This is a genomic window from Cupriavidus sp. CER-90, from assembly GCF_057652055.1.
Genome location: NZ_JBYGYM010000001.1, coordinates 2,298,989 through 2,322,718, shown reverse-complemented (window position 1 = coordinate 2,322,718; position 23,730 = coordinate 2,298,989). Strand labels below are relative to the sequence as shown.

Here is a 23,730-nt window from a genome sequence, read left to right as displayed (position 1 = left end):
CATGGCCGACCCATCGGATACGCGCCCCGTTTCCAAGGACATCGGCGTGCTGCGGCAGGGCTGGGGCTACGCCAGCGTGTCCGACAAGATCGCCGGGCTGGTACTGGAACGGCCGGTGCAAGGGCCCTGGCTGGGCGCCTTCCTGCTGACATTTGCCGGCATGCTCGTCTTCATGGGCGGCACGGCCTGGCTGTTCGCCCGGGGCGTGGGCATCTGGGGCGTCGATATACCGGTGGCGTGGGGCTTCGCCATCGGCAACTTCGTCTGGTGGATCGGGATCGGGCATGCCGGCACCTTCATCTCGGCGTTCCTGCTGCTGCTCAGGCAGCAATGGCGCACGTCGGTGAACCGGTTTGCCGAAGCCATGACCCTGTTTGCCGCTGCCATCGCCGGCCTGTTCCCGATCCTGCACCTGGGGCGTCCGTGGTTCTTCTACTGGCTGATGCCCTACCCCAACGTGATGAACGTCTGGCCGCAATGGCGCAGCCCGCTGGTGTGGGATCTGTTCGCCATCGGCACCTACCTGATCGTGTCGCTGCTGTTCTGGTATGTCGGGCTGATCCCGGACCTGGCCACGCTGCGCGACCGCGCGTGCCTGCGCGGGCGCCGCCGGGTGGCGCAGACCTATGGGCTGCTGTCGCTGGGCTGGCGTGGCGACGCGCGGCACTGGGCGCGCTACGAAAGCGCCTACAAGCTGCTGGCGGGGCTGGCTACGCCACTGGTGATCGCCGTGCATTCCATCGTGTCGCTCGACTTCGCGATCGGCAACACCCCGGGCTACCACTCCACCATCTTTCCGCCGTACTTCGTGGCCGGCGCGCTGTTCTCGGGCTTCGCCATGGTGCTGACCATCGCCATTCCGCTGCGGCACGCCTACGGCCTGCAGGACTTCATCACCGGCCGTCACCTGGCCAACGCGGCAAAGATCATGCTGACGATGAGCGTGATCGTCGCCTATGGGTACGCCACCGAGATCTTCACCGCCTTCTACAGCGGCGATCCCTACGAGATCTTCCTGGTGCGCAATCGCTGGGGCGGCCCCTACGCCGGCGTGTACTGGGCCATGATGGCCTGCAATGTGCTGGCGCCGCAGTGCCTGTGGTGGCGGCGCGTGCGGCACAGCCCGCTGGCGCTGTTCGCGCTGAGCCTGGTCATCAATACGGGCATGTGGATGGAGCGGTTCCTGATCGTCGTATCGAGCCTGCATCGGGACTTCCTGCCCTCGTCGTGGGGCATGTTCTACCCCACCGTGTGGGACTGGATCATGCTGGCCGGCTCCATCGCCATGTTCGCGTGGCTGTTCCTGGTGTTTATCCGCTGCCTGCCGGTGATTTCCATCGCCGAGATGCGCGAACTCGTGCACGCCAGCGCGAAGGGGCAGCCATGAGCCCCTATGGCGTACTGGCCGAATACCGCACCGGCGACACCTTGCTGGCCGCGGCCCGCCATGCCCGCGCCGCCGGATTTACCGATCTCGAAGCGTTCACGCCGTACCCCGTGGAAGGCCTGGCCGACGCCATCGGCATGGCCACTGACCGCATGCCGCTGCTGGCCCTCCTGGGCGGGCTGGCTGGCGGCACGGGCGGCTTCCTGCTGCAGTGGTACGCGGCGGTGATCGACTATCCCATCAACGTCGGCGGGCGGCCCGCCGGAAGCTGGCAGATGTTCGTGCCGGTGACGTTTTCCCTCACGATCCTGGGCGCGGCACTGGCCACGGTGTTCGGCATGCTGATCGCCAACCGTCTGCCGCGCCTGCGGCACCCGCTGTTCGATGCCGCCGATTTCGAGCAGGCGACGCGGCATCGGTTCTTCCTGTGCGTGCGGTCCGGCGCCGAGCACGCCGACGCCGCCCGACGCATGCTGGCCGCCACCCACGCGCTCCGGGTGACCGATGTGACCGATGTGACGGAGGTGCCGGCATGACCGCCGTGCTGCTGCGCTGTCTCTGGCTGCTGTGCGCGTCCTGCACGCTGGCGTTGCCGGCCGGGTGCGAGCGCGCACGCCAGGACATGTACGACCAGCCGAAGTACAAGCCGTATGCGCGCAGCGACCGATTCGGCGACGGTACCTCCGCCCGCCAACTGCCCGACAATACGGTGCCCGCGCCTGGCGGCCCGTTCGCCGCCACCTCCAGCGGCCGAAGCCACGACGAGGCCGCCAGCGCATCGCGCCCGCCCCTGACGCTGCAGCAGCTTCAACGCGGTCAGTCCCGCTACGCGATCTACTGCATGCCCTGCCACAGCCCCACTGGCGACGGCGACGGCATGGTGGTGCGGCGCGGTTTTCCACGTCCGCCGTCGTTCCACACCGACGCGTTGCGCGCCGCGCCCGATATGCTGCTGTACGACGTGATCAGCCACGGCAGCGGGCAGATGGCCGCCTATGCCGCGCAGTTGCCGCCGCCAGACCGCTGGGCCGTCGTGGCCTATCTGCGCGCCCTGCAGCTTGGCCAGCATGCCCCCGCCGCGCGCCTGACGGCGGACGACCTGCGGCAGCTCGACGCCAGCGCGCCGGGCGGAGGCCAGCCATGAGCACGCACGCCGTCGCCTCGCTGCTGGCCCTGTACCTGACCGCCTGGTGGTGCGGTATCGGCGTGGTGATGGGTGGCCTGGCCATTGTCTGGATCCACAACCTGACCGGCGGCGCGTGGGGCGAACCACTGCGCGCGCCGTTGCTGGGCATGGCCCGCCATACCTGGCTGCTGGCGCTGCTGTTCGTGCCGATCCTGGCCGGCGCCGGTGCGCTCTACCCCTGGGCCGCCGATGCCGCACGCGGCGCGCAACGCTGGGCGCCCGACATACCCGCGCACAGTGCCGCATTCAAGTCGCTATGGCTGAGCCGAACCGGCTTTGTCGTGCGCGGCGTGGCAGTGCTGGCCGTCTGGGTCGTCCTTGCCACGATGAGCCAGTCCGGGCGCCACGCGCGCTCGCCCCGGTTTGCGGCGGCCGCGCTGATCGTCTACGGGCTCACGGTCAGCGTGGCGGCGGTCGACTGGATCATGTCGCTGATGCCACTCTGGTACTCCAGCGTGTTCGGCCTGCTGCTGGCCACGGGCCAGGCGTGCGCCGGCCTGGCGCTCGGCACATGGCTGGCCGCGCGGCGCGGCGCCCCGCCGCCGGTGCTGCTGGACCTCGGCAACCTGCTGATGACCGCCGTCATCACCTGGGCCTATCTGGCCTTTACCCAGTACCTGATCATCTGGTCCGAAGACCTGCCGCACGAAATTGGCTGGTATCTGGTGCGCCGGACTGGCGTCTGGCCGCTGTTGGCGTGGGGGCTGGCCCTGGGCCACTTCGCGCTGCCGATGCTCGCCCTGCTGTCGCGGCGCGTGAAACGCTCGCCGCCGATGCTGGCGACGGTGGCCGCCATCGTGCTTGTCATGCATGCGGTGGAAGCCTGCTGGCTGGTGCTGCCTTCCACGGGAGGCCACACATGAGCCGCGCGCGCCAGGCCCGCAACGTCAGTCTGCGCGCCGTGGCGCTCGGCGCGGCCGCGCTTGTGGTGGTCGTCGCGCTGGCCACCACCATCGGCTGGCACTATGGACGCCGGCTCAACGCGTCCGGGTCTCTGGGCGTGGCGGCACCGGCGGCCCCCGCCTCTGCACCGGCCGCACTGCCGCTGTCGGACAGCGCGCCTCAGTCCGAACGAGCGCGTTACGAGGCCGAGAAACTGGCCGTGCTCAACGGCTGGGCGTGGGTGGACAAGCGTTCTGGCATTGCCCGCATCCCTGTGGCACGCGCCATGGCGCTGATGGCCGACGACCACAAGGAGCCCGCGCCATGACCGCCCGCGATACTGCCGTCGCGCTGGTCGCATGGCTGGCGCTGACCGCGCAAGCGGCCCCGCTGGCCCTGCCGGCACCGCCCGACATGGCGTTCGCACCCATCCCCGGCCGGCAGTTGCCTGCCGACATGATCTTCCGCGACGACGATGGGCACGCCGTGACGCTGCAGGACCTGTCGGGCGACCGGCCGCTGGTGCTGGTGCCCGGCTACTACCGCTGCCCCAACCTGTGCAGCACCGTGATGGACGGCGTGCTGGAATCCCTGGCCCAGGCGCACCTGCCGCGCGATGCCTGGCGCGTGGCCGCCGTCAGCATCGACAGCCGCGAAACCGTGGCGGTGGCGGCCGCAAAGAAACCGCACTATGCCGCCTTGCTGGCCGCCACAGGCGGCGATCTGCACATGCTGACAGGCGATGCCGGCACCGTGGCCGCCCTGATGCGGGCCATCGGCATGCGGGCGTCCCCATTGCCCGATGCAGACCAGATCGCCCATCCGGCCGGCCTGGTCGTGTTGACGCCCGATGGCCGGATCGCCCGGGCCTTCAGCGGCGTGAGGTTCGATGCGGCGGCGTTACGCACCGCGATCGAGCAAGCGGCGGCTGGCCGGGTCGGCTCGCCGGCACAGCAGCTGCTGATGCGCTGCGTTCATTTCGATCCGCAGACCGGCCGTTACACGATGACGATCCTCGATGGCATCCGGATCTTTTTCCTGTCTGCTTTCGCCGCGCTGGGCATCGGCTGGTTTTGGCGGGCGGGCCGGCGGCGGAGGCGTCCATCATGACCGGCGCCTTCCAGCTGCTGCCGGACAGCGCCTCGCTGGCGGCCAGTCGCTACGACACCCTGATGCTGTCGCTCACCGCGCTGCTCTGCGCGGTGGCGCTGGCCGTGCTGTGCGTAATGGCAGGGTTCGTGATCCGCTATCGCGAGCGCCGCCAGGCCGACCGCCACCAGCCGCCGCTGTCCAGCACGTCGCTGGAGATTGCCTGGGCGGTCACGCCACTGCTGATCTTCCTGGGCATCTTCGCCTGGGGCGCGTTTGACTACACGCTGCTGGCCCGCGAAACCGCCGGTGCGGTGCCCGTTACCGTGGTGGCGCGGCAATGGATGTGGAAGCTCGAACACGCCAACGGCAAGCGCGAGATCAACGAGCTGCACGTGCCGCTGGGCCAGGCCGTGGCACTGACGATGACCTCGCAGGACGTGATCCACAGCTTCTACGTCCCGGCGTTCCGCATCAAGCAGGACGTGGTGCCCGGCCGCTACACGACGCTGCGCTTCACGGCCACCCGGGCCGGGGAATACCGGCTGTTCTGCGCCGAGTACTGCGGCACCGACCACGCCGCCATGCAGGGCCGCATCGTCGTGATGCCGCCTGCCGCGTTTGCCCAATGGCTGGACGCCGGCACCAGCCCCGAGACCACCGCCGCCCGCGGCCGCGCACTGTTCCAGCGGCTCGGGTGTGCCGCCTGCCACGACGCGGGCAGCACGGTTCGCGCGCCGCCGCTGGACGGGCTGATCGGCCGGACAGTGACGCTGCAGGACGGCCGCACCGTCACCGCCGACGCCGCCTACGTCCGTGATGCGATGCTGGACCCGCGCAAGGACGTCGTGGCCGGCTATGCGCCGATCATGCCGACCTACCAGGGTCAGGTGGACGAGGAAGACATCCTGGCAATCATCGCCTATCTGCACGCCACCGGCACCACGACGGGAGCCCCCCATGCCACCCGAGACCGCTGAACACCCCAACCTTGCCAACGTCACCAGCGAGCCCAGCTACCTGAGCGAAGGCACCACGCTCGGTTCCTGGCTCGGATCGACCGACCACAAGCGCATCGCGTGGCTGTACATGGTGGCGATCACGCTGTTTTTCTTCGTCGGTGGCGCGGCGGCCACGCTGATCCGGCTGGAACTGGCCACGCCACAGGGCGACCTGATGGCCGCCGACACCTACAACCGGCTGTTCACCGCGCACGGCGTGATCATGGTCTGGCTGTTCCTGATCCCGTCGATTCCATCGGTGCTGGGCAACTTCCTGGTGCCGCTGATGATCGGCGCGCGCGACATGGCGTTTCCCAGGCTGAACCTGGCCAGCTGGTACCTGTACGTGGCCGGCGGCACGCTGACGCTGGGCGCGATGGTCGCGGGCGGCGTCGATACGGGCTGGACGTTCTACACGCCCTTCTCGACGATGTTCTCCAACAGCCACGTGGTGCTGACGCTGGCCGGGGTGTTCGTCACCGGCTTCTCGTCGATCCTCACCGGCCTGAACATCATCGTCACCACGCACACGCTGCGCGCGCCCGGCATGACCTGGATGCGCCTGCCGCTGTTCGTCTGGGCCAGCTACGGCACCAGCCTGATCCTCGTGCTGGCCACGCCGGTTCTGGCCATGACGCTGTGCCTGGTGGCACTGGAACGCCTGGTGCATATCGGCATCTTCGACCCGGCCCTGGGCGGCGATCCGCTGCTGTTCCAGCACCTGTTCTGGTTCTATTCGCACCCGGCCGTGTACATCATGATCCTGCCGGCGATGGGCGTGGCCAGCGAGATCATCCCGTGCTTTGCGCGCCGTCCCGTCTTCGGCTATCGCGCCATGGCGTGGGCCATTGTCGGCATCGCCCAGCCTGGGCTTTCTGGTCTGGGGCCACCACATGTTCGTCAGCGGGCAGTCGTACCGGGCCAGCGTGACGTTTTCGCTGCTGAGCTTTCTGGTGGCCGTGCCGTCGGCCATCAAGGTGTTCAACTGGACCGCCACGCTCTACAAGGGCCGCATCCGCCTGACGGCACCGATGCTGTACGCACTGGGCTTTGTCGGGCTGTTCACCATCGGCGGCCTCACCGGGCTCGTGCTGGCCGCGCTGGCGCTCGACGTGCACCTGACCGACACCTACTTCGTCATCGCCCACTTCCACTACATCATGGTGGGCGGCGCGGTCATGGCCTATCTGGGCGGGGTGCATTTCTGGTGGCCCAAGATCACCGGCCGCCTCTACCCCGAAACGTGGGCCCGCATCGCGGCCGTGGTGATCTTCGTGGGCTTCAACCTGACGTTCTTCCCGCAGTTCCTGCTGGGCTTCGAAGGCATGCCGCGCCGCTATCACGCCTATCCGCCGGAATTCCAGGTCCTGAACATCCTGTCGTCGGCGGGCGGATCGATCCTGGCCATTGGTTACCTGATGCCGTTGGTGTACCTGGTGCATTCGCTGTTCCGGGCCGGTCGCGCGCCCGCGAATCCGTGGCATGCCACGGGCCTGGAGTGGCAGACCCCCTCACCGCCGCCCACGCACAACTTTGCCCGGCCGCCACGGGTCAGGCGCGACGCCTATGCCTACGATCCCGTCACGGGGCAGGAGTCGCCGCAATGAGCACGCCCCCGTTCCCGTTCGACAGCGGCGGCCAGCAGCGCATTGCCGCGCGCCTGGGCATCTGGATCTTCCTCGGCACCGAGCTGATGTTCTTCGGCCCGCTGTTCGTCGGGTACCACTTCGTCCGCCTCACCGACACCGCAGGCCTGACGCTGGCCGCGCGCCACACCGACCTGTGGCTGGGCACGGCCAACACCGCCGTGCTGATGACCAGCAGCCTGTGCATGGCGCTGGCCGTCGCGGCGACCGAGGCCGGCAACCGGCGGGGCGCCGTGCGCCTGCTCTGGGCCGTTGCGGCACTGGGCGCGACCTTCCTGGTCATCAAGGGTGTCGAGTATGCGAAGGACATCGCCTCGGGCTTTGTCCCCGGCAACGCAGCCGGTACGGGTGGCCACGCCGGGCAGATGTTCCGGCTGCTCTACTACGCGATGACAGGGCTGCACGCCGTGCATCTCTGCGTCGGGATCGCGCTGGTGCTGGGCTTCGCCATGGCGATTCGCGCCGGGCGCCATGCATCGGCCAACCTGGGGCGCCTGGAGATCGTCGGCCTGTACTGGCACTTTGTCGACGTGATCTGGCTGTTCCTGTTTCCCATCCTCTACCTGCCGGGCAGGAGCGCGACATGACGGCCGGAACCCGGCGCCTGCTCGGCGTATGGCTGCTGCTGGTGCTGCTGCTGGCCATCACCGTGGGCACCGCCTTTCTTGCCCTGGGCCCCTGGAACGCATCCATCAACCTCGCTATCGCGGCCCTCAAGGCCCTGCTGATTGCCTGCACCTTCATGCACCTGGCACGCGCGGCGACGGTGCTGCGGCTCGCGGCAGTGCTGCCGCTGGCGATCCTGACGATACTGTTCGTCCTGACGTACGGCGACTACGCCAGCCGTCCGCACCTGCCTGCCGCGTGGCAGACGCCGCCAGCGCCAGCCGGGCGTTAGCTGCGCTGCGCCCGGGGCGGCGTGCAATCCTTACCGGCGCGCGCATTTTCTACGCGACAGCGGCCGCCGCGCTGGCCTTTCGCGGCGCGCGCCCGGGGGCCGGGGGCCATCGGCACGCCTGATGCATGGCGATGCAACATGGATGGAGCTAGCGATGTCGATGACGGCTTCTGACTTTGTACTCAAGCGCCTGCGGGAATGGGGCGTCCGGCGGGTGTTCGGCTATCCCGGAGACGGTATCAACGGGCTGATGGGCGCCTTTGGCCGCGCGGACAACGACCCCGAGTTCATCCAGGCGCGCCATGAGGAGCTGGCCGCGTTCATGGCCTGCGCCCATGCCAAGTTCACCGGCGAGCCCGGCGTGTGCCTGGCGACGTCGGGGCCTGGCGCAATTCACCTGCTCAATGGCCTGTATGACGCGCGGATGGACCACCAGCCGGTGGTAGCCATCGTGGGCCAGCAAAAGCGCGCCGCGCTGGGCGGCGACTACCAGCAGGAAGTGGATCTGACCACGCTGATGAAGGACGTGGCGCGCGACTTCGTGGCCATGGCCGTGGACCCGGCGCAGATGCGGCACCTGGTGGATCGCGCCGTGCGCATCGCCGTCGAACGCCGCACCGTGACCTGCATCATCATTCCCAATGATGTACAGAATCTGCCTGCCGTACCGGAGCCGCCGCGCGAACACGGCACGGTACACACGGGCATCGGCTACACGGCGCGGGCCCAGGCCCCGCAAGAGGCGGATCTGCGCCGCGCGGCGGACGTGCTGAACGCGGGCAGCAAGGTGGCGATGCTGGTGGGCGCGGGCGCCTTGCACGCGACCGATGAAGTCATCGACGTGGCGCGCCGGCTGGGCGCCGGTGTGGCCAAGGCACTGCTGGGCAAGGCCGCCGTGCCGGACGACCTGCCCTTTGTCACCGGCGCCATCGGCCTGCTGGGCACCAAGCCCAGCTGGGAACTGATGAACGGCTGCGATACGTTGCTGATGGTGGGCTCCGCGTTTCCTTATTCGGAATTCCTGCCAGCCGAGGGCAAGGCGCGCGGCGTGCAGATCGATATCGATGGGCGCATGCTGAACCTGCGCTATCCGATGGAAATCTGCCTCGAAGGCGACAGCGCCGCCACGCTGCGCGCGCTGCTGCCGATGCTGGAGCAGAAGCCACTCGCATGGCAGCAGGAAGTCGAGAAGAACGTGGCCGAGTGGTGGCAGGTGCTGGAACAGCGTGCCGCGGCCGAAGCCAATCCGATCAATCCGCAACGCGTGTTCATGGAGCTGTCCCGGCGATTGCCCGACAACTGCATCCTGACCTGCGACTCCGGATCGGCGGCCAACTGGTATGCCCGCGACCTGAAGATCCGGCGCGGCATGATGGCATCGCTGAGCGGCGGGCTGGCCACCATGGGCCCGGCCGTGCCATACGCCATCGCGGCGCGCTACGCGCATCCGGACCGCGCGGTGATTGCCATGGTGGGCGATGGCGCCATGCAGATGAACGGCATCAGCGCGCTCATTACGGTCTCGCGGGACTGGAAGCGGTGGACCGGCGGCTCGCTGACCATCATCGTGCTGAACAATGGCGACCTGAACCAGGTGACCTGGGAACAGCGCGTGATGGAAGGCGATCCAAAATTCGCCGTGTCGCAGGACTTGCCCGTTTTCGGCTACGCGGCCTTTGCGCAGATGCTGGGCCTGCAAGGCATCCGGGTGGACAAGCCCGACGCGATCGGCCCCGCGCTGGACCAGGCACTGGCCGCGAACGTGCCGACCGTGCTCGAAATGGTGACCGACCCGGACGTCCCGCCGCTGCCGCCGCATATCTCCGCCAAACAGGCGCGCGCCTACATCTCGGCCATGCTGCACGGCGATACCGATGCCGGCGGCACGTTGCGCGCCACGTTCCGGCAGGTGTGGGCGTCGCTGACCGCACCGTCGAAGCGCCGCACCGACAAGGACGGCGCGTCGTGACGCCGGACGCCGCGGGTCCGACCGCGGCGCCATGCCGCTCAGACGTGATTCCCTCGTCGATTCAGGACCACCCGCCGCCCAGCGCCCGGAACGCCGACACGGCCGCGCGCGCGTTATCGGCCCGCACCCTGGCCTGCTGGTCGCGGGCGGCCAGCAACTGGCGGTCTTCGTCCAGCACCTCGAACAGGCTGACCGCGCCGCCCTTGTAGGCATCCTCGGACGCATTGCGGGCGCGCTCATGGGCGGCCACTTCCTTGTCCAGTTCCAGCCGCTGGGCGTCAAGCTGGGTCAGCGACACCAGGGCGTTCTCGACATCGGCCGTAGCCTGCAGCATCGCCTGGCGATAGTTGGCCAGCGCCTCGGCATAGGCGCCCCTTGCGCCGGCCACTTCGGCATCGACACGCCCGAAATCGAACAGGCGCCAGCGCAGCCCCGCCGTGGCGGCGGGCTGGAACGCCTGCGCCGTGAACAGCTTGCTGGCCGACAGGCTTTCGAACCCGAGCAGCGCCGACAGCGACACCTTCGGGTAGTACTCGGCCGTGGCCACGCCGATGCGCGCATTCGATGCCGCCAGCCGGCGCTCGGCAGCGATCACGTCGGGGCGGCGCTGCAGCAGATTGGCCGGTCCCTGCGCCAGCGCCACCTGCGGCACCGTCAGCGCGCTCTGGGCATCGCGCAGTTCCGCCGCATACGTGCCCGGCTGCGCGCCCATCAGCACATCGAGCCGGTTCAGCTGCGTTTCCAGTTCGATACGCAGCGGCGGGATGGTGACGCGCGTCTGCGCCAGCTGCGCCTCGGCCTGCGCCTGCTCGCGCTCCGCGCCGATGCCATCGGCCAGCCGCAGCCGCACCAGGTCCAGCAGGCGCTGGTTGGTGGCGACCTGCTGCTCGGCAATGGCGATGCGGCTCTGCGCGGCGCGCACGCGGAAGTAGGCGTCGGCGGCCTCGGCCGCCACCAGGATGCGCACACCCAGGTGGTTCGCTTCGGCGGCCTGCAGTTCGGCGTTGGCCGCCTCGGCGCCGCGCCGCAGTCCGCCGGCCAGATCGATTTCCCATGTGGCCGCCGCCCCCACCGAATACAGCGTCTGCCCGCGCGTGTAGCCCGGGGACTTGCTGCCGATCTTGCCCAGCGGGCTTTCCACTGACTGGCGCTGTTTGGCGACATCGCCATAGGCGCTGCCCTGCGGCAGCAGTTCGGCCCCGGCAAAGCTGGCGGCCGCGCGGGCCTGCTCCACGCGCGCCACGGACGCCGCCATGTCCAGGTTCTGGTCCAGCACGCGCTGGACGATGGTGGTCAGCACCGGGTCATTGAAACCGTTCCACCAGGTGTCCAGCGACACCGGCTGACGCGCGTCGTTGACGGGTGCCACATCGGCCGCGTGCCGATACGTCGCCGGGGTATCCACCGCCGGGGCGCGATAGTCGGGCCCGACCGCCGCGCAGCCGGCCAACGCGAAGATCGCCGCCACCGATGCCGCCAGCGGCGCCCCCAGCGGTGCAGTCCATCGAACCCGCCCGTCCTGTGCCTGTTTGTTCATGTCGCATTCCTTTCCGTGGCTGCCATGCAAATTAACTTGCACGATGCTAGTTACTAGCCTAGACTAACTTTCATATTGATAGCAACATGTTTTTTCGGGAGGTGACCACGATGCAGAGAAAGTCACACAAGGAATCGGCCTGCCCCACGGCCCGCGCCGTGGAGCGGGTGGGCGACACGTGGTCGGTCCTGATCCTGCGCGAGGCGTTCTACGGCGCCACCCGTTTCGACGATTTCCAGAAGCGCCTGGGCATCGCGCCCAACATGCTGACGCGGCGCCTGACCAAGCTGGTTGACGAAGGCCTGCTGGCACGCCGGCCCTACAGCGCGCATCCGCCCCGTGACGACTACGTGCTGACCGCGCGCGGCCGCGACTTCCGGCCTGTGCTGCTGATGCTGATGGACTGGGGCACGCGTCACTTCGCGGACCAGGCCGACACCGTGCAATTGGTGGAGCGCCAGACCGGGCGCCCGGTGCGCCTTGCACTGGTCGACGCCGACACCGGCCAGCGCATCACCGAAACCGATCACTACATTGCCCCCGGCCCGGCGGCCAGCCCGGCCCTGCGGGCGCGCCTGGAACGTTCGGCCACGGCACAGGCCGAGGCCACGCTGGCCGATCCCATCGACACCCCCACTCTCGCGCCTGTCGCAGGCGCGCTTTCAGTACGGAGCCTTTCATGACCAGCAGCACCACAAGCGCCGACCGCGCGGCCGCCGACGCCATCCCCACCAAGGCCCGGGCTGGCAGAAAGGCCTTGCTGATCCGCACCGGCGGCGCGCTGATCGCGCTGGTGGCCGCCGGCTACGGCTATCACTGGTGGACCGACGCCCGCTTCGTGCAGGAGACCGACGATGCCTACGTGGGCGGCGACGTGACGCTGATCGCGGCCAAGGTGCCCGGGTATTTGACCGACGTGCTGGTGACCGACAACCAGGCCGTGCGCGCCGGCGACCTGCTGGCGCGCATCGACAATCGCGACTACCGGGCTGCTGTGGCCAAGGCCGAAGGTGCCGTGGCATCGGAGCAGGCCCTGATCGCCAATCTGGACGCCCGTGCCCGGCTGCAGGACGCCGTCATCGCAGAAGCCCGCGCCAACGTGGCCGCCACCGACGCCGAAACCGTGCGCGCCCGCGACGATCAGGCGCGCTACGCAAGCCTGGTAGCCAAGTCCGCCGTATCGATCCAGAGTTCCCAGAAGGCCGATGCCGATTTCAAGCAGTCGGTCGCCAACGGCCAGAAGGCAAAGGCCAGCGTGGAGGCGGCCCGCCGGCAACTCGACGTCATCGCCACGCAACGGCAACAGGCCGAGGCGGCGCTGGCGCAGGCCATTGCCGAACGCGATCTGGCGCGCCTGAACCTGGGCTACACCGAACTGCGCGCGCCGGTGGACGGCACGGTAGGGAATCGCCGTGCGCGCGTGGGCGCCTATGCGCAAAGCGGCGGGCAGTTGCTGTCGATCGTGCCCGCGCGGGGCCTGTGGATCGATGCCAATTTCAAGGAGGGACAGCTGGCGCACATGAAGCCCGGCATGCGCGCCACCATCGTGGCCGACGTGATGCCCGGCAAGGTATTCCATGGCCGCGTGGAAAGCCTGGCACCCGCCACGGGCGCCCAGTTCAGCGTACTGCCGCCTGAAAACGCCACCGGCAACTTCACCAAGATCGTGCAGCGCGTGCCGGTGCGCATCGTGCTGGACGATGCCGACGCGCGACTTGGCCTGCTGCGCCCCGGCCTGTCGGTGGTGGCCGAGATCGATACCCATGCGGAGCGGGCGCCGGCAGCGGCACAAGCCCAGGATCAGCACCAGGACCCGACACCGAGCAAGTCATGAATACAGCCGTTTCCACCAGCCCGGCGGCGCCAGCCAGCGCACCCGCCGCCTCTGGGCATGCCGTGCCCCCCGCGCTGCCATCGCCGGCCGACCTGCCGATGGCCACCCGCGTGCTGGCCTTCGGCACCATGTGCGTGGGCATGTTCATCGCGCTGCTCGACATCCAGATCGTTTCGGCGTCGCTGCGCGACATTGGCGGCGGCTTGTCGGCGGGCACCGACGAGACCGTCTGGGTGCAGACCGCCTACCTGATCGCCGAGATCATCGTCATTCCGCTGTCCGGATGGTTGTCGCGCGTCATGTCCACGCGCTGGCTGTTCGCCGCGTCGGCCGCCGGCTTCACGCTGACCAGCCTGCTGTGCGGCATCGCCTGGAACATCCAGAGCATGATCGCCTTCCGCGCCGCGCAGGGCTTCCTGGGCGGCTCGATGATCCCGATGGTCTTCACCACGGCGTTTGCGTTCTTCACCGGGCGCCAGCGTGTGGCGGCCGCCGCCATCATCGGCGGGCTGGCGTCGCTGGCGCCCACGCTGGGGCCGACGGTAGGCGGCTGGGTCACCGACCACTATTCGTGGCACTGGCTGTTCTTCATCAACCTGGTGCCCGGCATCTTCGTCACGGTGGTGGTGCCGCTGCTGGTCAGGATCGATCATCCCGACTGGTCGCTGCTCAAGGGCGCGGACTACCCCGGCATCGTGATGCTGGCGCTGTTCCTGGGCTGCCTGGAATACACGCTCGAGGAAGGGCCGCGCTGGGACTGGTTTGGCGACCCTACCATCCTGACCACGGCCTGGATCTCCGGCATCGCCGGCATCGGCTTCCTGTGGCGGTCGCTGACCTTCGCCAATCCCGTGGTGGACCTGCGCGCGCTGAAAGACCCCAACTTCGCGCTGGGCTGCTTCTTCTCGTTCGTCACGGGGATCGGCATCTTCGCCACGATCTACCTGACACCGCTGTTCCTGGGCCAGGTGCGCGGCTACAGCGCGCTGCAGACCGGCCTGGCGATCTTCTCCACGGGGCTGTTCCAGGTGATGTCGATCCCGCTCTACGCGTTCCTGGCAAACCGCGTGGACCTGCGCTGGCTGCTGATGTTCGGCCTGGCACTGTTCGCGCTGTCGATGTGGAGCTTCGCACCGATCACGCATGACTGGGGCAGTGCCGAGCTCTTGCTGCCGCAGGCCATGCGCGGCATGGGCCAGCAGTTTGCCGTGGCACCCACGGTAACGCTGACGCTGGGTGCCCTGCCGCCCGCGCGGCTCAAGCTGGCGTCGGGCCTGTTCAACCTGATGCGCAACCTGGGCGGTGCCATTGGCATTGCCGCCTGCGCGACGATCCTGAACGACCGCACCAATCTGCACTTCCTGCGGCTGGCCGAGCATCTCAACATCCGCAACGACGCCATGACCGAGTTCCTGGGCCAGTCCACGGCGCGCCTGGCCACGCTGAGCAACGAGGTGAGCGACGGCAACGCCGCCGCCATCCGGCAACTCTGGGCGCTGACCATGCGCGAGGCCCATACGCTGACGTATGCCGATGCCTTCATGGTGATCCTGGCGTGCTTTGTGGTGGCGATACCGCTGGTACCGCTGATGCGCAAGGTGATGCCGCCCAAGGCGCCGTCCGCCGATGCCCACTGACACCATGGCGTGCCCGGCGCGGTAGCACGACAACCACTACACTAGCGAGCACAACAGGAGACAACAGGAGACAGCATGACCACTACAGCCGCTGCAACAGCAACCGAGCCCGCCCAGTCCCATCCGAAGGTTGCCCTGGTGATTGGCGCGGGCGACGCCACCGGCGGTGCCATCGCCCGCCGCTTTGCGCGCGAAGGCTATATCGCCTGCGTGACCCGCCGCACGGCCGACAAGCTGCAGCCGCTGGTCGATGGCATCCGCGCCGACGGCGGCCAGGCGTTCGGCTACAGCAGCGACGCCCGCAAGGAAGACGACGTGGCGCAGCTGTTCGAGCAGATCGAATCCGAGCACGGCCCCATCGAGGTACTGGTGTTCAATATCGGCGCCAATGTCCCCAGCAGCATTCTGGAAGAAACGCCGCGCAAGTACTTCAAGATCTGGGAAATGGCGTGCTTCAGCGGCTTCCTGAACGGGCAGGCCGCCGCGCGCCGGATGGTGGCGCGCGGACGCGGAACCATCCTGTTCACCGGCGCCACGGCGGCATTGCGCGGGGCCGCCAACTTTGCGGCCTTCGCCGGCGCCAAGCACGCGCTGCGCGCGCTGGCCCAGAGCATGGCCCGCGAACTGGGCCCGCGCAACATCCACGTGGCCCATGTGGTGGTCGATGGGGCGATCGACACCGCCTTTATCCGCGATACGTTCCCGGAACGCTACGCGCTCAAGGACCAGGACGGCATCCTGAACCCCGACCATATCGCCGAAAACTACTGGTACCTGCACACCCAGCCGCGCGACGCATGGACATTCGAGCTCGATCTGCGGCCCTACATGGAGCGGTGGTAGGCAGCGGCCGCCTGGGCAACCGGCGGCGCGCTCAGGTGCGCAGGTCGGCCAGCATCTGTTCGGCCAGGAAGTCGCAGGGCGGCCGGTTCGACGCGGCGCTGCGGGCCAGCACCACGTCCAGCGCCGGCAACGGCGGCAGGCCATCGGCTTCGCCGAGCACGGCCAGATGGGCCGGGATGCTGCAGCGCGCCAGCGGCGCCACGGCCAGGCCGGCCTCGACCATGCTGATCAGGCCCAGCAGGCTCGGGCTCTCGTACGACGTGCGGTAGCGGATACTGGCCTGCTGCAGGGCGGCGATGGCATGCGCGCGGGCCGCGCTGCCCGGGGCGAACACCGCAATCGGCAGCGGCCGTTCCTTCCAAATGGGCTTGCCGCCACGCGCCGCCACCCACGCCATCGGCTCCTGCCGGATTGCCTCGCCGCTGACGCCGCGCGTCTTCGTCAGGCATGCCAGGTCGAGCGTATTGTCCTTGAGCAGCGGCACCAGCGCATTGCTGGCCATCCCGATGACACGGATTTCCACGCGCGGATGCGCAGCCGCAAACTTGCGCAACACCGTGGGCAGCAGCGACGACGCATAGTCGTCCGGCACGCCGATCGTGACCCGGCCGCGGATCTCGGGCCGTACCACGGCGGCCCAGGCCTCCTCGCGCATCGCCAGCATGCGTCGGCCATAGTCGACCAAGGTCCTGCCGTCGTCAGTCAGCGCCACGTTGCGGGTGGTCCGCACGAACAGCGGTCTGCCCAGCACGTCCTCGATGGTCTTGATCTGCATGCTGACCGCCGAGGGCGAGCGGTGCAGCGTTTCGGCCGCGCGCGCGAACGAGCCCGCTTCGGCCACGGCCACCACCATCTCCAACACGTCTAGATCGAGCTTTTTCATCGCATCAGTTAATCTGAACAATGCGATCAATATATCCCGTTTTACTTATTGATCGCCGAATTCGATACTGCGGCCATTGCGACCAATGTCGCGGATGAACGCCGCGGATGAACGCCGATGAGAACGATGTACGAATTCCTGGCCGTGGGCGGCCTGCTGGCGGTCACGCCGGGGCCCAACATGGTGTACGTGATGGCGCGTTCGGTCTCGCAGGGCACCCGCGCCGGACTGATTTCGCTGGCGGGCGTGATGCTGGGATATCTGACCTATATGCTCGGCGCCGCGTTCGGTATCAGCGCGCTGTTCCTCGCGATCCCCGGCGCGGCGCGGATGCTGGGCCTGGCGGGGGCCGTCTACCTGCTGACCATGGCCTGGCAGATGCTGCGTCCGGGCGGGCGCTCGCCGCTGCAGGTCCAGGCGGTCGCCAGCGAACCGCCGCGCCGGCTGTTTGCGATGGGCGCCATGACGAGCCTGCTCAACCCGAAGCTGGCGCTGGTCTTCCTGTCGATCCTGCCGCAGTTCATCGACTACCCCGCTGGCGGCGTGCTGGGCCAGACGCTGGTGCTTGGACTGGCACTGACCGTGGCGTTTGTCGGCGTCAACGCGCTGGTCGCCGTGTCGTCGGGCCGGGCGGCGGCGCTAATGACTGGCCGCCCGCATTGGCTGCTGGCGCAACGCTGGGTGGCAGGGGGCACCCTGAGCGTGCTCGGCGCCAGGATGGCGCTCGATGTCTGGCACTGGACGCTTTGAAGCGGCCATGCTGCCGCGCAGGCCGGCCAGCAGATAGGGCTTCCATGCCCACATCGACGACTTACCCCCCGCACAGGCGGGCCCCCTATCAGAACGGATGCGGCAATCAAGCGTCGCCGGCCCGGTCGGGCTTGACCTGTGCGATGACCACCAGGATCACCGCGGCGTTGGCCGGCTGCTGGGTCTGGGCATAGACCGCGCGGGCGTGGCCGGCCTTGTCGCCGAGCACATCGGCGAACAGGTCCGAGGCGCCGTCCACCACCGCGGGCTGGTCCAGCATGCCCGGGGCGCTGGTCACGAACCCTTCGACCCGCACGATATGGTCAAGGCGCTCGAAACCGCCCACATGGGCGTGGATCTGCGCCAGCACGTTCAGCGCCGCCAACTGGGCGGCCTGCTTGCCCTCGGCCACGGTCAGGTCACGGCCGACCTGCCCCTGCCAGACGACCTTGCCGTCATGCAGCGGCAACTGGCCGGAGATGAACAGCAGATCGCCCGCGCGGCTGACGGCGGTATAGCTGCCCAGCGGCTGCGGGGGTGGCGGCAGCGTCAGGCCGCGCGCGGCCAGTCTTGTTTCGACGGACATGGTGGCTCCTTTTTCCTTGAGTTCCTGCTGCATCGGCGCGGTGCGCCGTTCGCGTGGCACCCACTATAGGCGTCCGCCATGTGCCGATAAACGGACCCGGCAGAACAGGAATTGATACATCGGGGAACAAGTGCGCCGTCCAGCCCGGGGCGGGACGGGGTGCGGTGTCCGGGAGCCTGTCGGCCGGTCCCGGTCAGAGTTCGGCCCAGCGCCGGAGCAGGTTGTGGTAGTGGTTCACCAGCGCCAGCACGGCATCCTGGTCGTCGCCGAGCCGCTGGCGGATGTCGATGATCGCCAGGTCCAGCTCGTGGAGCATGCTGCGCTGGCCGTCGTCCTTGACCATGGACTGGGCCCAGAAGAACGAGGCCCAGCGGGCTCCGCGCGTGACCGGCGTCACCGAATGCAGCGACGAGGCCGGATAGACCACCAGATGTCCCGCGGGCAGCTTGACGGTGTGCGAACCGTACAGGTCCTTGATGACCAGTTCGCCACCGTCGTACGCGTCGGGGTCCGACAGGAACAGTGTGCTCGACACATCGGCGCGAATACGCATGCCGCCGGTGCCGGGCACCGTGCGGATGGCGTTGTCGACATGCGTGCCGAACGTCATGGCGCTGTCGTAGCGATTGAACATCGGCGGCAACACCCGCAGCGGCAGCGCCGCCGAGTGGTACGTCGGGCTGCGGCCCAGGGCGGACAGTATCAGCTCGCCGAGTTCGCGCGCCTCGGGGCTGTCCACCGGCACCTGCAGGTTGTGCTTGGCGCGGGCGGCCAGATCGCCGGCCGTGACGCGCCCGTCCACCCAGGCCGCGCCTTCCAGGCGCCGCCGGCAGTAGCGGATCTCTTCGGGTGTCAGGACATCGGGAATCTGGACGAGCATGGGATGCAATGGGATCAGCGGGATCGGCGGGATCGGCCGCGAAACCGCCATGGTAGCGGCTTCGCGGCGCGCACGACCGCAGGGTCAGAACGTCATGCCGACGTTGAGCAGGAACGTGCGGCGCGACGTGGGTACGGCGCGCACCGCACCGAACGACGACTGATAGTTCAGGTGGTTCGTCAGGTTGTAGCCGTTCAGGGAGATGCGGTACTTGCCCTGCTTGTACGCGATCATGGCGTCCAGCGCGAAGTTGTCCGGCATCTTCGTGGTATTCGCCGAATCGGCCCAGTAGCCCGTGGCGTATTGCAGGCCGCCGCCGATGGTCAGCTGCCCCGGCACCGGCAGCAGCGTGTGCGGAATGTCATAGGCCGTCCACAGCGTGACGTTGTGGCGCGAGACACCGGGCGCCGTATTGCCCACGATGGATGCGGTGGTGGCCGACGTGACCTCGCCATCGAGATAGGCATAGGCCACGTTGGCGGTCCAGCCGCCGACGATGCGGCCGCTCAGCCCCAGCTCCAGGCCACGGATGCGACGGCCTTCGCCGGAATCGGAGAAACCGTTCGTGATGTCGCCGGTGGTCGGGTCCACCGTGTAGGCGTTGGTCTTTTTGGTCTGGAACAGCGCGCCGGTCACGCCCAGGCGCTTGTCCAGGAAGTCGAGCTTGGCGCCCACTTCGATGGTATCGGCGCGCTCGGGCTCGTTGCTGAAGCCATTCTGCGGCACCTCGGACGCCACGCCGCCGACGGCCACGGCGATGTCGGTGCCCACTGGCCGGTAGGTGCGCGAGAACGATGTGTAGAACATGAAGTCCCTGGTCGGCTCCCAGATGGCGCTGATGGCCGGGCTCAGCTTCTTCGCGTCCGCCGAGCCGCCCATCGACGAGGCGCTGGTCGAATACTCACTGCGGAAGTAGTCCCAGCGCAGGCTGCCCAGCAGCGAGATCTGGTCGTTCAGGTACACGCGGTCGCTCATGAACACGCCGATATCGGTGGCATTGGCGTCGCGCGTGGCGTTATAGGCCACCGTGGCATTCGGGCTGTTGTAGAACACCGGGTTGACCACGGTCTGGTTGTTCATGCGCCCGGTCCAGGTGCCCTGGTCGCGGTGGTCGCGCTGGTAGATCGTATCCAGCCCCACCATCGCCTTGTGGCGGAGGCTGCCGGTCTGGAACTCGCCCTTGGCACTGAGCACGTTCTGCACGCCCCAGCCGCGCTGCAGGTATGTCACGCCACCGCCCGCCGCGTACGGCAGCGCCAGGTTGCGGCCCGACAGCAGCGTCTGCAGGTTGGCGTAAGTTAGCGCCGCCGGATTGGTGGACGAGAAATCGCGCTCGTAGAAGCTGAACCGCGTGTCGTTGCTGATCGTGATGCCGTTGTCGAGCCGGGTCATGAAGTTCGACGACACGATGTGGGCGTCGGTGGTGTCGCGGTCGGTATTGCGGACGTACGACGTGGACGACGACACACCCGGCACGCCGTATTCGGTCAACGGCCGGTAGAAGCCATCGGCGCCCTGCGCCACCGACACGCCGTAGTCGGGTGCGCCGCTGCGGTGCAGGTAAGCGTAGTTCAGGTGCCATTCGGTACGGGTGCCCAGGCCGGTGCCGAAGTCGATGGCCACGCCGCGGCGGTCGTCATCGACGTGGTCGCGGTCCGCCACGCGGCCATTCTGGAACATGCCGTTGATGCGCAATGCCGACGTGTCGTTGAGCTTGAAGTTGCTGTCCAGCGTGGTGCGGTACGTGGCATCCGACGCGATGCCCTGGTCGATGCTGGTACGGGTGTGCAGGTTGGCCTTCCTGGTGGTCTGGTTGATCAGCCCACCCACGTTGCCAACGCCGAAGCTCTCTCCCGACGGCCCCTTGATGACTTCGACGCTCTCGGTGTTGAACGCATCGCGCTTGTACGCGCCAAAGTCGCGCAGGCCGTCCACGTAGATATCGCCCTTGGCCGACAAACCCCGGATGCGGAACTGGTCGCCGTTCTGGCCACCGTTGCCCTCGCCCGTGGAAATCGTGATGCCGGGCACGTTCTTGAGGATCTGTTCCAGCGACGTGGCGTGCTGCTGCTCGATGACTTCCTGCGGCACCACGTTGATGGTCTTCGGCGTTTCCTTGACCGTCTCGGGCAGGCGCGAGATGCCGGTTGGCGCGTCGTTGGCGTTGCCGATGCCCCGGCCGGTGACCGTCACCTGCGGCAGCACGTTGCCGCCGCCCGCCGGGGCGGTGCTGTCCGCCGTCTGGGCGTGGACGGCGAACGGGACCATGGCCAGGCCCGCGGAAGCGCCTGAGACCAGCAGGCGGATGGCATTCGAGATTTTCTTTTGTTGCACGGAAGACTCCAGCACGATTGCGTTTCGGACCCGACGTGCTGCCGTGCCTGGCTGGACCTTCAACACTCCCCGTCAAAGAGGTTGCACAACGTCCCTGCCGGACGGCAGGCATGGCAATCACGTCAAAAGAGAATGATTGCTATTTGATGTTGTGCAGGTTTGCTCGATTGTGGCGAATTGTGGCAATCGCGTCACAGCCAGCTGTCGTCGCGTCTACCGCCGCGCCAGCTAGTTGGCTAGTTGGGCAGTTCGATCGATGCCCGGAGGCCGCCTTCCTGCCGGTTCTGCAGCGAGATATCGCCGCCATGCGCGCGGATGCACGAGCGGGCAATCGCCAGCCCCAGGCCCACGCCGCCGCTGTCCATGCTGCGTGCCGAATCCAGGCGGGTGAACGGTTCGAAGACGCGTTCGAGCTGGTCGGGGTCGATGCCGGGCCCGTCGTCCTCGATCTCGATGCGCAGGGACTTGCCCACGGTATCGGCCAGGACCCTCACGCAGACATTGCCGTGGCGCGCGGCGTTGTCGATGATGTTGCCCAGCGCGCGCTTCAGATGCACCGGCCGGCAGCGGTAGAACATGCCCGCCTCCACCTGGCTGGACCAGCTGACGCTGCGGCCCTGGAGGGTCTGGTTGTCCACCACTTCGCGTACCAGATCGCAGATCTGCACGTCCTGCGTGGGCTCGTGCAGCGCCTCGTCGCGTGCGAAGCGCAGCGTTTCTTCGACCATGACCCCCATTTCGTCGATGGTCTGCACCATGGCGTCGCGCAGTTCGTCGTCGTCGATCAGCTCGGCGCGGATGCGCAATGACGTCAGCGGCGTGCGCAGGTCATGCCCGATGGCGGCAATCATCTGCGTGCGCCCGTTGACGAAGCGCACCAGGCTTTGCTGCATGTCGTTGAACGCCTTCGTGATCTCCCGCACGCCGCTGAGCCCGTCGGGCGGGGGCAGGATCACCTGCTCCCCACGGCTGACCCGCTTCGAGGCTTCGGTGAGCCGCCGCAGCGGCCCCATGATGCGTCGGCCGAACAGCAGCGCGATCAGCGCCGTCGGCAGCATGCCGACCACCAGCGAGAAGCTCAGCACCCGCGACCAGTGGGCCGGCAGCATCGTCGGCCAATGCCGGCTGTGCAGCCACTGGCCCTGCGGCAGCCTGACATCGACATCGAGCGCCGTGGCCTGCGTACCGCGAAACGCCTTTTCGAGCCAGTTGCCGCGGTCTTCGGCGGCAGCGCCGGGCACGGGTTCCACCTGGCGCAGCCGCACATGCAGGGGGGCGCCTTCGGGCACACCAAGCAGGCGGTGCAGGCGCTGCGCCAATGCCTGCTCCTGCCCGTTCATGGTGTCCGCGGAAGCCACGGGCCGCGTCCCCAATTCGAACGTGGAATCGGGCAGGCTGATGTCGTCCAGCCATGTGCCGGGGTCATCCGCGCGCGCCGCCACCCGGTAAGCGGAGAGCACACGGGTCTCGATGGTGCGGACGGAAAGCGGGTGGATGGTGACGTTGTCCGCCCGCCACCAGGACAGCACCAGCACGGCGATCACATGCGCCGCCAGCATGGCCAGCAGCCACAGGGCCACCAGCTGGCCCGACAGGTTTCGCGGAAACAGCTTCATCGGTGTTCGAGCGTGACGCGTGTGGCCAGCAGATAGCCATCGCCCCGCACGGTCTTGAGCATGCCGGGGCGGCGTGGATCCGGTTCCAGCTTCTTGCGCAGGCGGCTCACCTGGCTGTCGACACTGCGATCGAACGCCACGGTTTCGGATCGCTGGGTCAGGTCCAGCAACTGGCTGCGACTCAGCACGCGATTGGCGTTTTCCACGAACGCCCGCAACAGATGGAATTCGGCGGTGCTCAGCGGCACCACTTCGTCACCGGGATTGCGCAGTTCGCGCGTGGCGGTATCGAACGTCCAGCCGCTGAAGATGAAGCGGCAATCGGGCTGGACCGACGGCTCGGGCACGGTGGCGGGCATCGGGGCCCGGTTGCGCCGCAGCACGCTGCGGATGCGTGCGACCAGTTCGCGCGGATCGAACGGCTTGACGACATAGTCGTCGGCGCCGATTTCCAGCCCGGCGATGCGGTCCGCCTGTTCGGTAACCGCCGTCAGCAGGATCACCGGCGTGCCTACGTGTTCGGATACATAGCGGCACAGCGACAGGCCATTTTCGCCGGGCAGCATGATGTCCAGCACGATCAGGTTGAAACGGCGCGCGTCCAGCCGCTGGCGCATGGCCTTGCCGTCCCCGACAGCCTCGACGTCGAAGTCGAAACGACGCATATAGGTTGCCAACGGATCACGAATGTTCTTGTGGTCGTCGACGACCAGTATCCGGGGGCGTATGTCCATGTCCAACTCGGTCTTTCTTTAAATAAGAATCATTATCG

The 23,730-nt window shown here is 68.0% G+C and carries 23 protein-coding genes and 1 pseudogene; 17 read left to right on the top strand and 7 right to left on the bottom strand.

Annotated features, from left to right (window positions below):
- The first annotated feature begins 1 nt into the window (after window position 1).
- The 12 genes and pseudogenes from nrfD (at window position 2) to AC24R4_RS10190 (ending at window position 10,058) form a co-directional block, all read left to right on the top strand.
- Window positions 2–1,387, top strand: a complete 1,386-nt coding sequence (gene nrfD, locus AC24R4_RS10245; protein WP_487522914.1) for an NrfD/PsrC family molybdoenzyme membrane anchor subunit — start codon at window positions 2–4, stop codon at window positions 1,385–1,387.
- Window positions 1,384–1,923 carry a DUF3341 domain-containing protein gene (locus AC24R4_RS10240; RefSeq protein WP_487522913.1) on the top strand — a complete coding sequence of 180 codons (540 nt, stop codon included), beginning with the start codon at window positions 1,384–1,386 and terminating at the stop codon, window positions 1,921–1,923. The genes nrfD and AC24R4_RS10240 overlap by 4 nt, the downstream gene beginning before the upstream one ends.
- Window positions 1,920–2,531 (top strand): c-type cytochrome, encoded by a 612-nt coding sequence (locus AC24R4_RS10235; protein WP_487522912.1) that lies wholly within the window; start codon window positions 1,920–1,922, stop codon window positions 2,529–2,531. Before AC24R4_RS10240 ends, AC24R4_RS10235 begins: the two co-directional genes overlap by 4 nt.
- Window positions 2,528–3,436, top strand: coding sequence for a hypothetical protein (locus AC24R4_RS10230; RefSeq protein ID WP_487522911.1), 909 nt, complete (start codon window positions 2,528–2,530; stop codon window positions 3,434–3,436). The genes AC24R4_RS10235 and AC24R4_RS10230 overlap by 4 nt, the downstream gene beginning before the upstream one ends.
- Complete coding sequence (locus AC24R4_RS10225) at window positions 3,433–3,783, top strand: hypothetical protein (RefSeq protein ID WP_487522910.1); 351 nt, start codon at window positions 3,433–3,435, stop codon at window positions 3,781–3,783. Before AC24R4_RS10230 ends, AC24R4_RS10225 begins: the two co-directional genes overlap by 4 nt.
- A complete protein-coding gene (locus AC24R4_RS10220) occupies window positions 3,780–4,565 on the top strand; it encodes an SCO family protein (protein ID WP_487522909.1) in 786 nt (261 codons plus the stop codon). Before AC24R4_RS10225 ends, AC24R4_RS10220 begins: the two co-directional genes overlap by 4 nt.
- Window positions 4,562–5,524 (top strand): cytochrome c oxidase subunit II, encoded by a 963-nt coding sequence (gene coxB, locus AC24R4_RS10215; RefSeq protein WP_487522908.1) that lies wholly within the window; start codon window positions 4,562–4,564, stop codon window positions 5,522–5,524. Before AC24R4_RS10220 ends, coxB begins: the two co-directional genes overlap by 4 nt.
- Window positions 5,505–6,356 (top strand): annotated as a pseudogene (locus AC24R4_RS10210) (cytochrome c oxidase subunit I); the annotation flags it as partial. The gene coxB and the pseudogene AC24R4_RS10210, both read left to right, overlap by 20 nt.
- Before the next feature lie 37 nt (window positions 6,357–6,393).
- The gene (locus AC24R4_RS10205) at window positions 6,394–7,152 is read left to right on the top strand and encodes a cytochrome c oxidase subunit I (RefSeq protein WP_487523008.1); all 759 of its coding nucleotides are present in this window, start codon (window positions 6,394–6,396) and stop codon (window positions 7,150–7,152) included.
- Complete coding sequence (locus AC24R4_RS10200; protein WP_487523007.1) at window positions 7,149–7,778, top strand: cytochrome c oxidase subunit 3 family protein; 630 nt, start codon at window positions 7,149–7,151, stop codon at window positions 7,776–7,778. The genes AC24R4_RS10205 and AC24R4_RS10200 overlap by 4 nt, the downstream gene beginning before the upstream one ends.
- Window positions 7,775–8,089, top strand: a complete 315-nt coding sequence (locus AC24R4_RS10195) for a cytochrome C oxidase subunit IV family protein (RefSeq protein ID WP_487522907.1) — start codon at window positions 7,775–7,777, stop codon at window positions 8,087–8,089. The genes AC24R4_RS10200 and AC24R4_RS10195 overlap by 4 nt, the downstream gene beginning before the upstream one ends.
- A 154-nt stretch (window positions 8,090–8,243) precedes the next feature.
- A complete protein-coding gene (locus AC24R4_RS10190; RefSeq protein WP_487522906.1) occupies window positions 8,244–10,058 on the top strand; it encodes a thiamine pyrophosphate-requiring protein in 1,815 nt (604 codons plus the stop codon).
- A 61-nt stretch (window positions 10,059–10,119) separates the two neighbouring features.
- On the opposite strand, the gene AC24R4_RS10185 is transcribed toward AC24R4_RS10190, so the two are convergent.
- Window positions 10,120–11,595, bottom strand: coding sequence for an efflux transporter outer membrane subunit (locus tag AC24R4_RS10185; RefSeq protein WP_487522905.1), 1,476 nt, complete (start codon window positions 11,593–11,595; stop codon window positions 10,120–10,122).
- 110 nt (window positions 11,596–11,705) lie between these two features.
- Between AC24R4_RS10185 and AC24R4_RS10180 the strand changes: the two genes are divergently transcribed.
- From AC24R4_RS10180 to AC24R4_RS10165, 4 genes are all read left to right on the top strand, one after another.
- Entirely contained in the window at window positions 11,706–12,278 is a 573-nt protein-coding gene (locus AC24R4_RS10180) for a winged helix-turn-helix transcriptional regulator (RefSeq protein ID WP_487522904.1), read from the top strand.
- Window positions 12,275–13,429 (top strand): HlyD family secretion protein, encoded by a 1,155-nt coding sequence (locus AC24R4_RS10175; protein ID WP_487522903.1) that lies wholly within the window; start codon window positions 12,275–12,277, stop codon window positions 13,427–13,429. Before AC24R4_RS10180 ends, AC24R4_RS10175 begins: the two co-directional genes overlap by 4 nt.
- A gap of 98 nt (window positions 13,430–13,527) precedes the next feature.
- Complete coding sequence (locus AC24R4_RS10170; protein WP_487523006.1) at window positions 13,528–15,066, top strand: DHA2 family efflux MFS transporter permease subunit; 1,539 nt, start codon at window positions 13,528–13,530, stop codon at window positions 15,064–15,066.
- A gap of 75 nt (window positions 15,067–15,141) precedes the next feature.
- A complete protein-coding gene (locus tag AC24R4_RS10165; protein WP_487522902.1) occupies window positions 15,142–15,909 on the top strand; it encodes an SDR family oxidoreductase in 768 nt (255 codons plus the stop codon).
- A gap of 31 nt (window positions 15,910–15,940) precedes the next feature.
- On the opposite strand, the gene AC24R4_RS10160 is transcribed toward AC24R4_RS10165, so the two are convergent.
- Window positions 15,941–16,792, bottom strand: coding sequence for a LysR substrate-binding domain-containing protein (locus AC24R4_RS10160; protein ID WP_487522901.1), 852 nt, complete (start codon window positions 16,790–16,792; stop codon window positions 15,941–15,943).
- A gap of 117 nt (window positions 16,793–16,909) precedes the next feature.
- On the opposite strand from AC24R4_RS10160, the gene AC24R4_RS10155 reads away from it, so the two are divergent.
- Entirely contained in the window at window positions 16,910–17,542 is a 633-nt protein-coding gene (locus AC24R4_RS10155; protein WP_487522900.1) for a LysE family translocator, read from the top strand.
- A 106-nt stretch (window positions 17,543–17,648) separates the two neighbouring features.
- On the opposite strand, the gene AC24R4_RS10150 is transcribed toward AC24R4_RS10155, so the two are convergent.
- The 5 genes from AC24R4_RS10150 to AC24R4_RS10130 all read right to left on the bottom strand — a co-directional run bounded on the left by AC24R4_RS10150 (window position 17,649) and on the right by AC24R4_RS10130 (window position 23,692).
- Window positions 17,649–18,128, bottom strand: coding sequence for a RidA family protein (locus AC24R4_RS10150; protein ID WP_487522899.1), 480 nt, complete (start codon window positions 18,126–18,128; stop codon window positions 17,649–17,651).
- A 193-nt stretch (window positions 18,129–18,321) separates the two neighbouring features.
- Complete coding sequence (locus AC24R4_RS10145; RefSeq protein ID WP_400395577.1) at window positions 18,322–19,008, bottom strand: Fe2+-dependent dioxygenase; 687 nt, start codon at window positions 19,006–19,008, stop codon at window positions 18,322–18,324.
- 84 nt (window positions 19,009–19,092) lie between these two features.
- Entirely contained in the window at window positions 19,093–21,342 is a 2,250-nt protein-coding gene (locus AC24R4_RS10140) for a TonB-dependent receptor (RefSeq protein WP_400395579.1), read from the bottom strand.
- A gap of 236 nt (window positions 21,343–21,578) precedes the next feature.
- A complete protein-coding gene (locus tag AC24R4_RS10135) occupies window positions 21,579–22,958 on the bottom strand; it encodes an ATP-binding protein (protein WP_487522898.1) in 1,380 nt (459 codons plus the stop codon).
- Entirely contained in the window at window positions 22,955–23,692 is a 738-nt protein-coding gene (locus AC24R4_RS10130) for a response regulator (protein ID WP_400397660.1), read from the bottom strand. Before AC24R4_RS10130 ends, AC24R4_RS10135 begins: the two co-directional genes overlap by 4 nt.
- Window positions 23,693–23,730 lie beyond the last annotated feature (38 nt).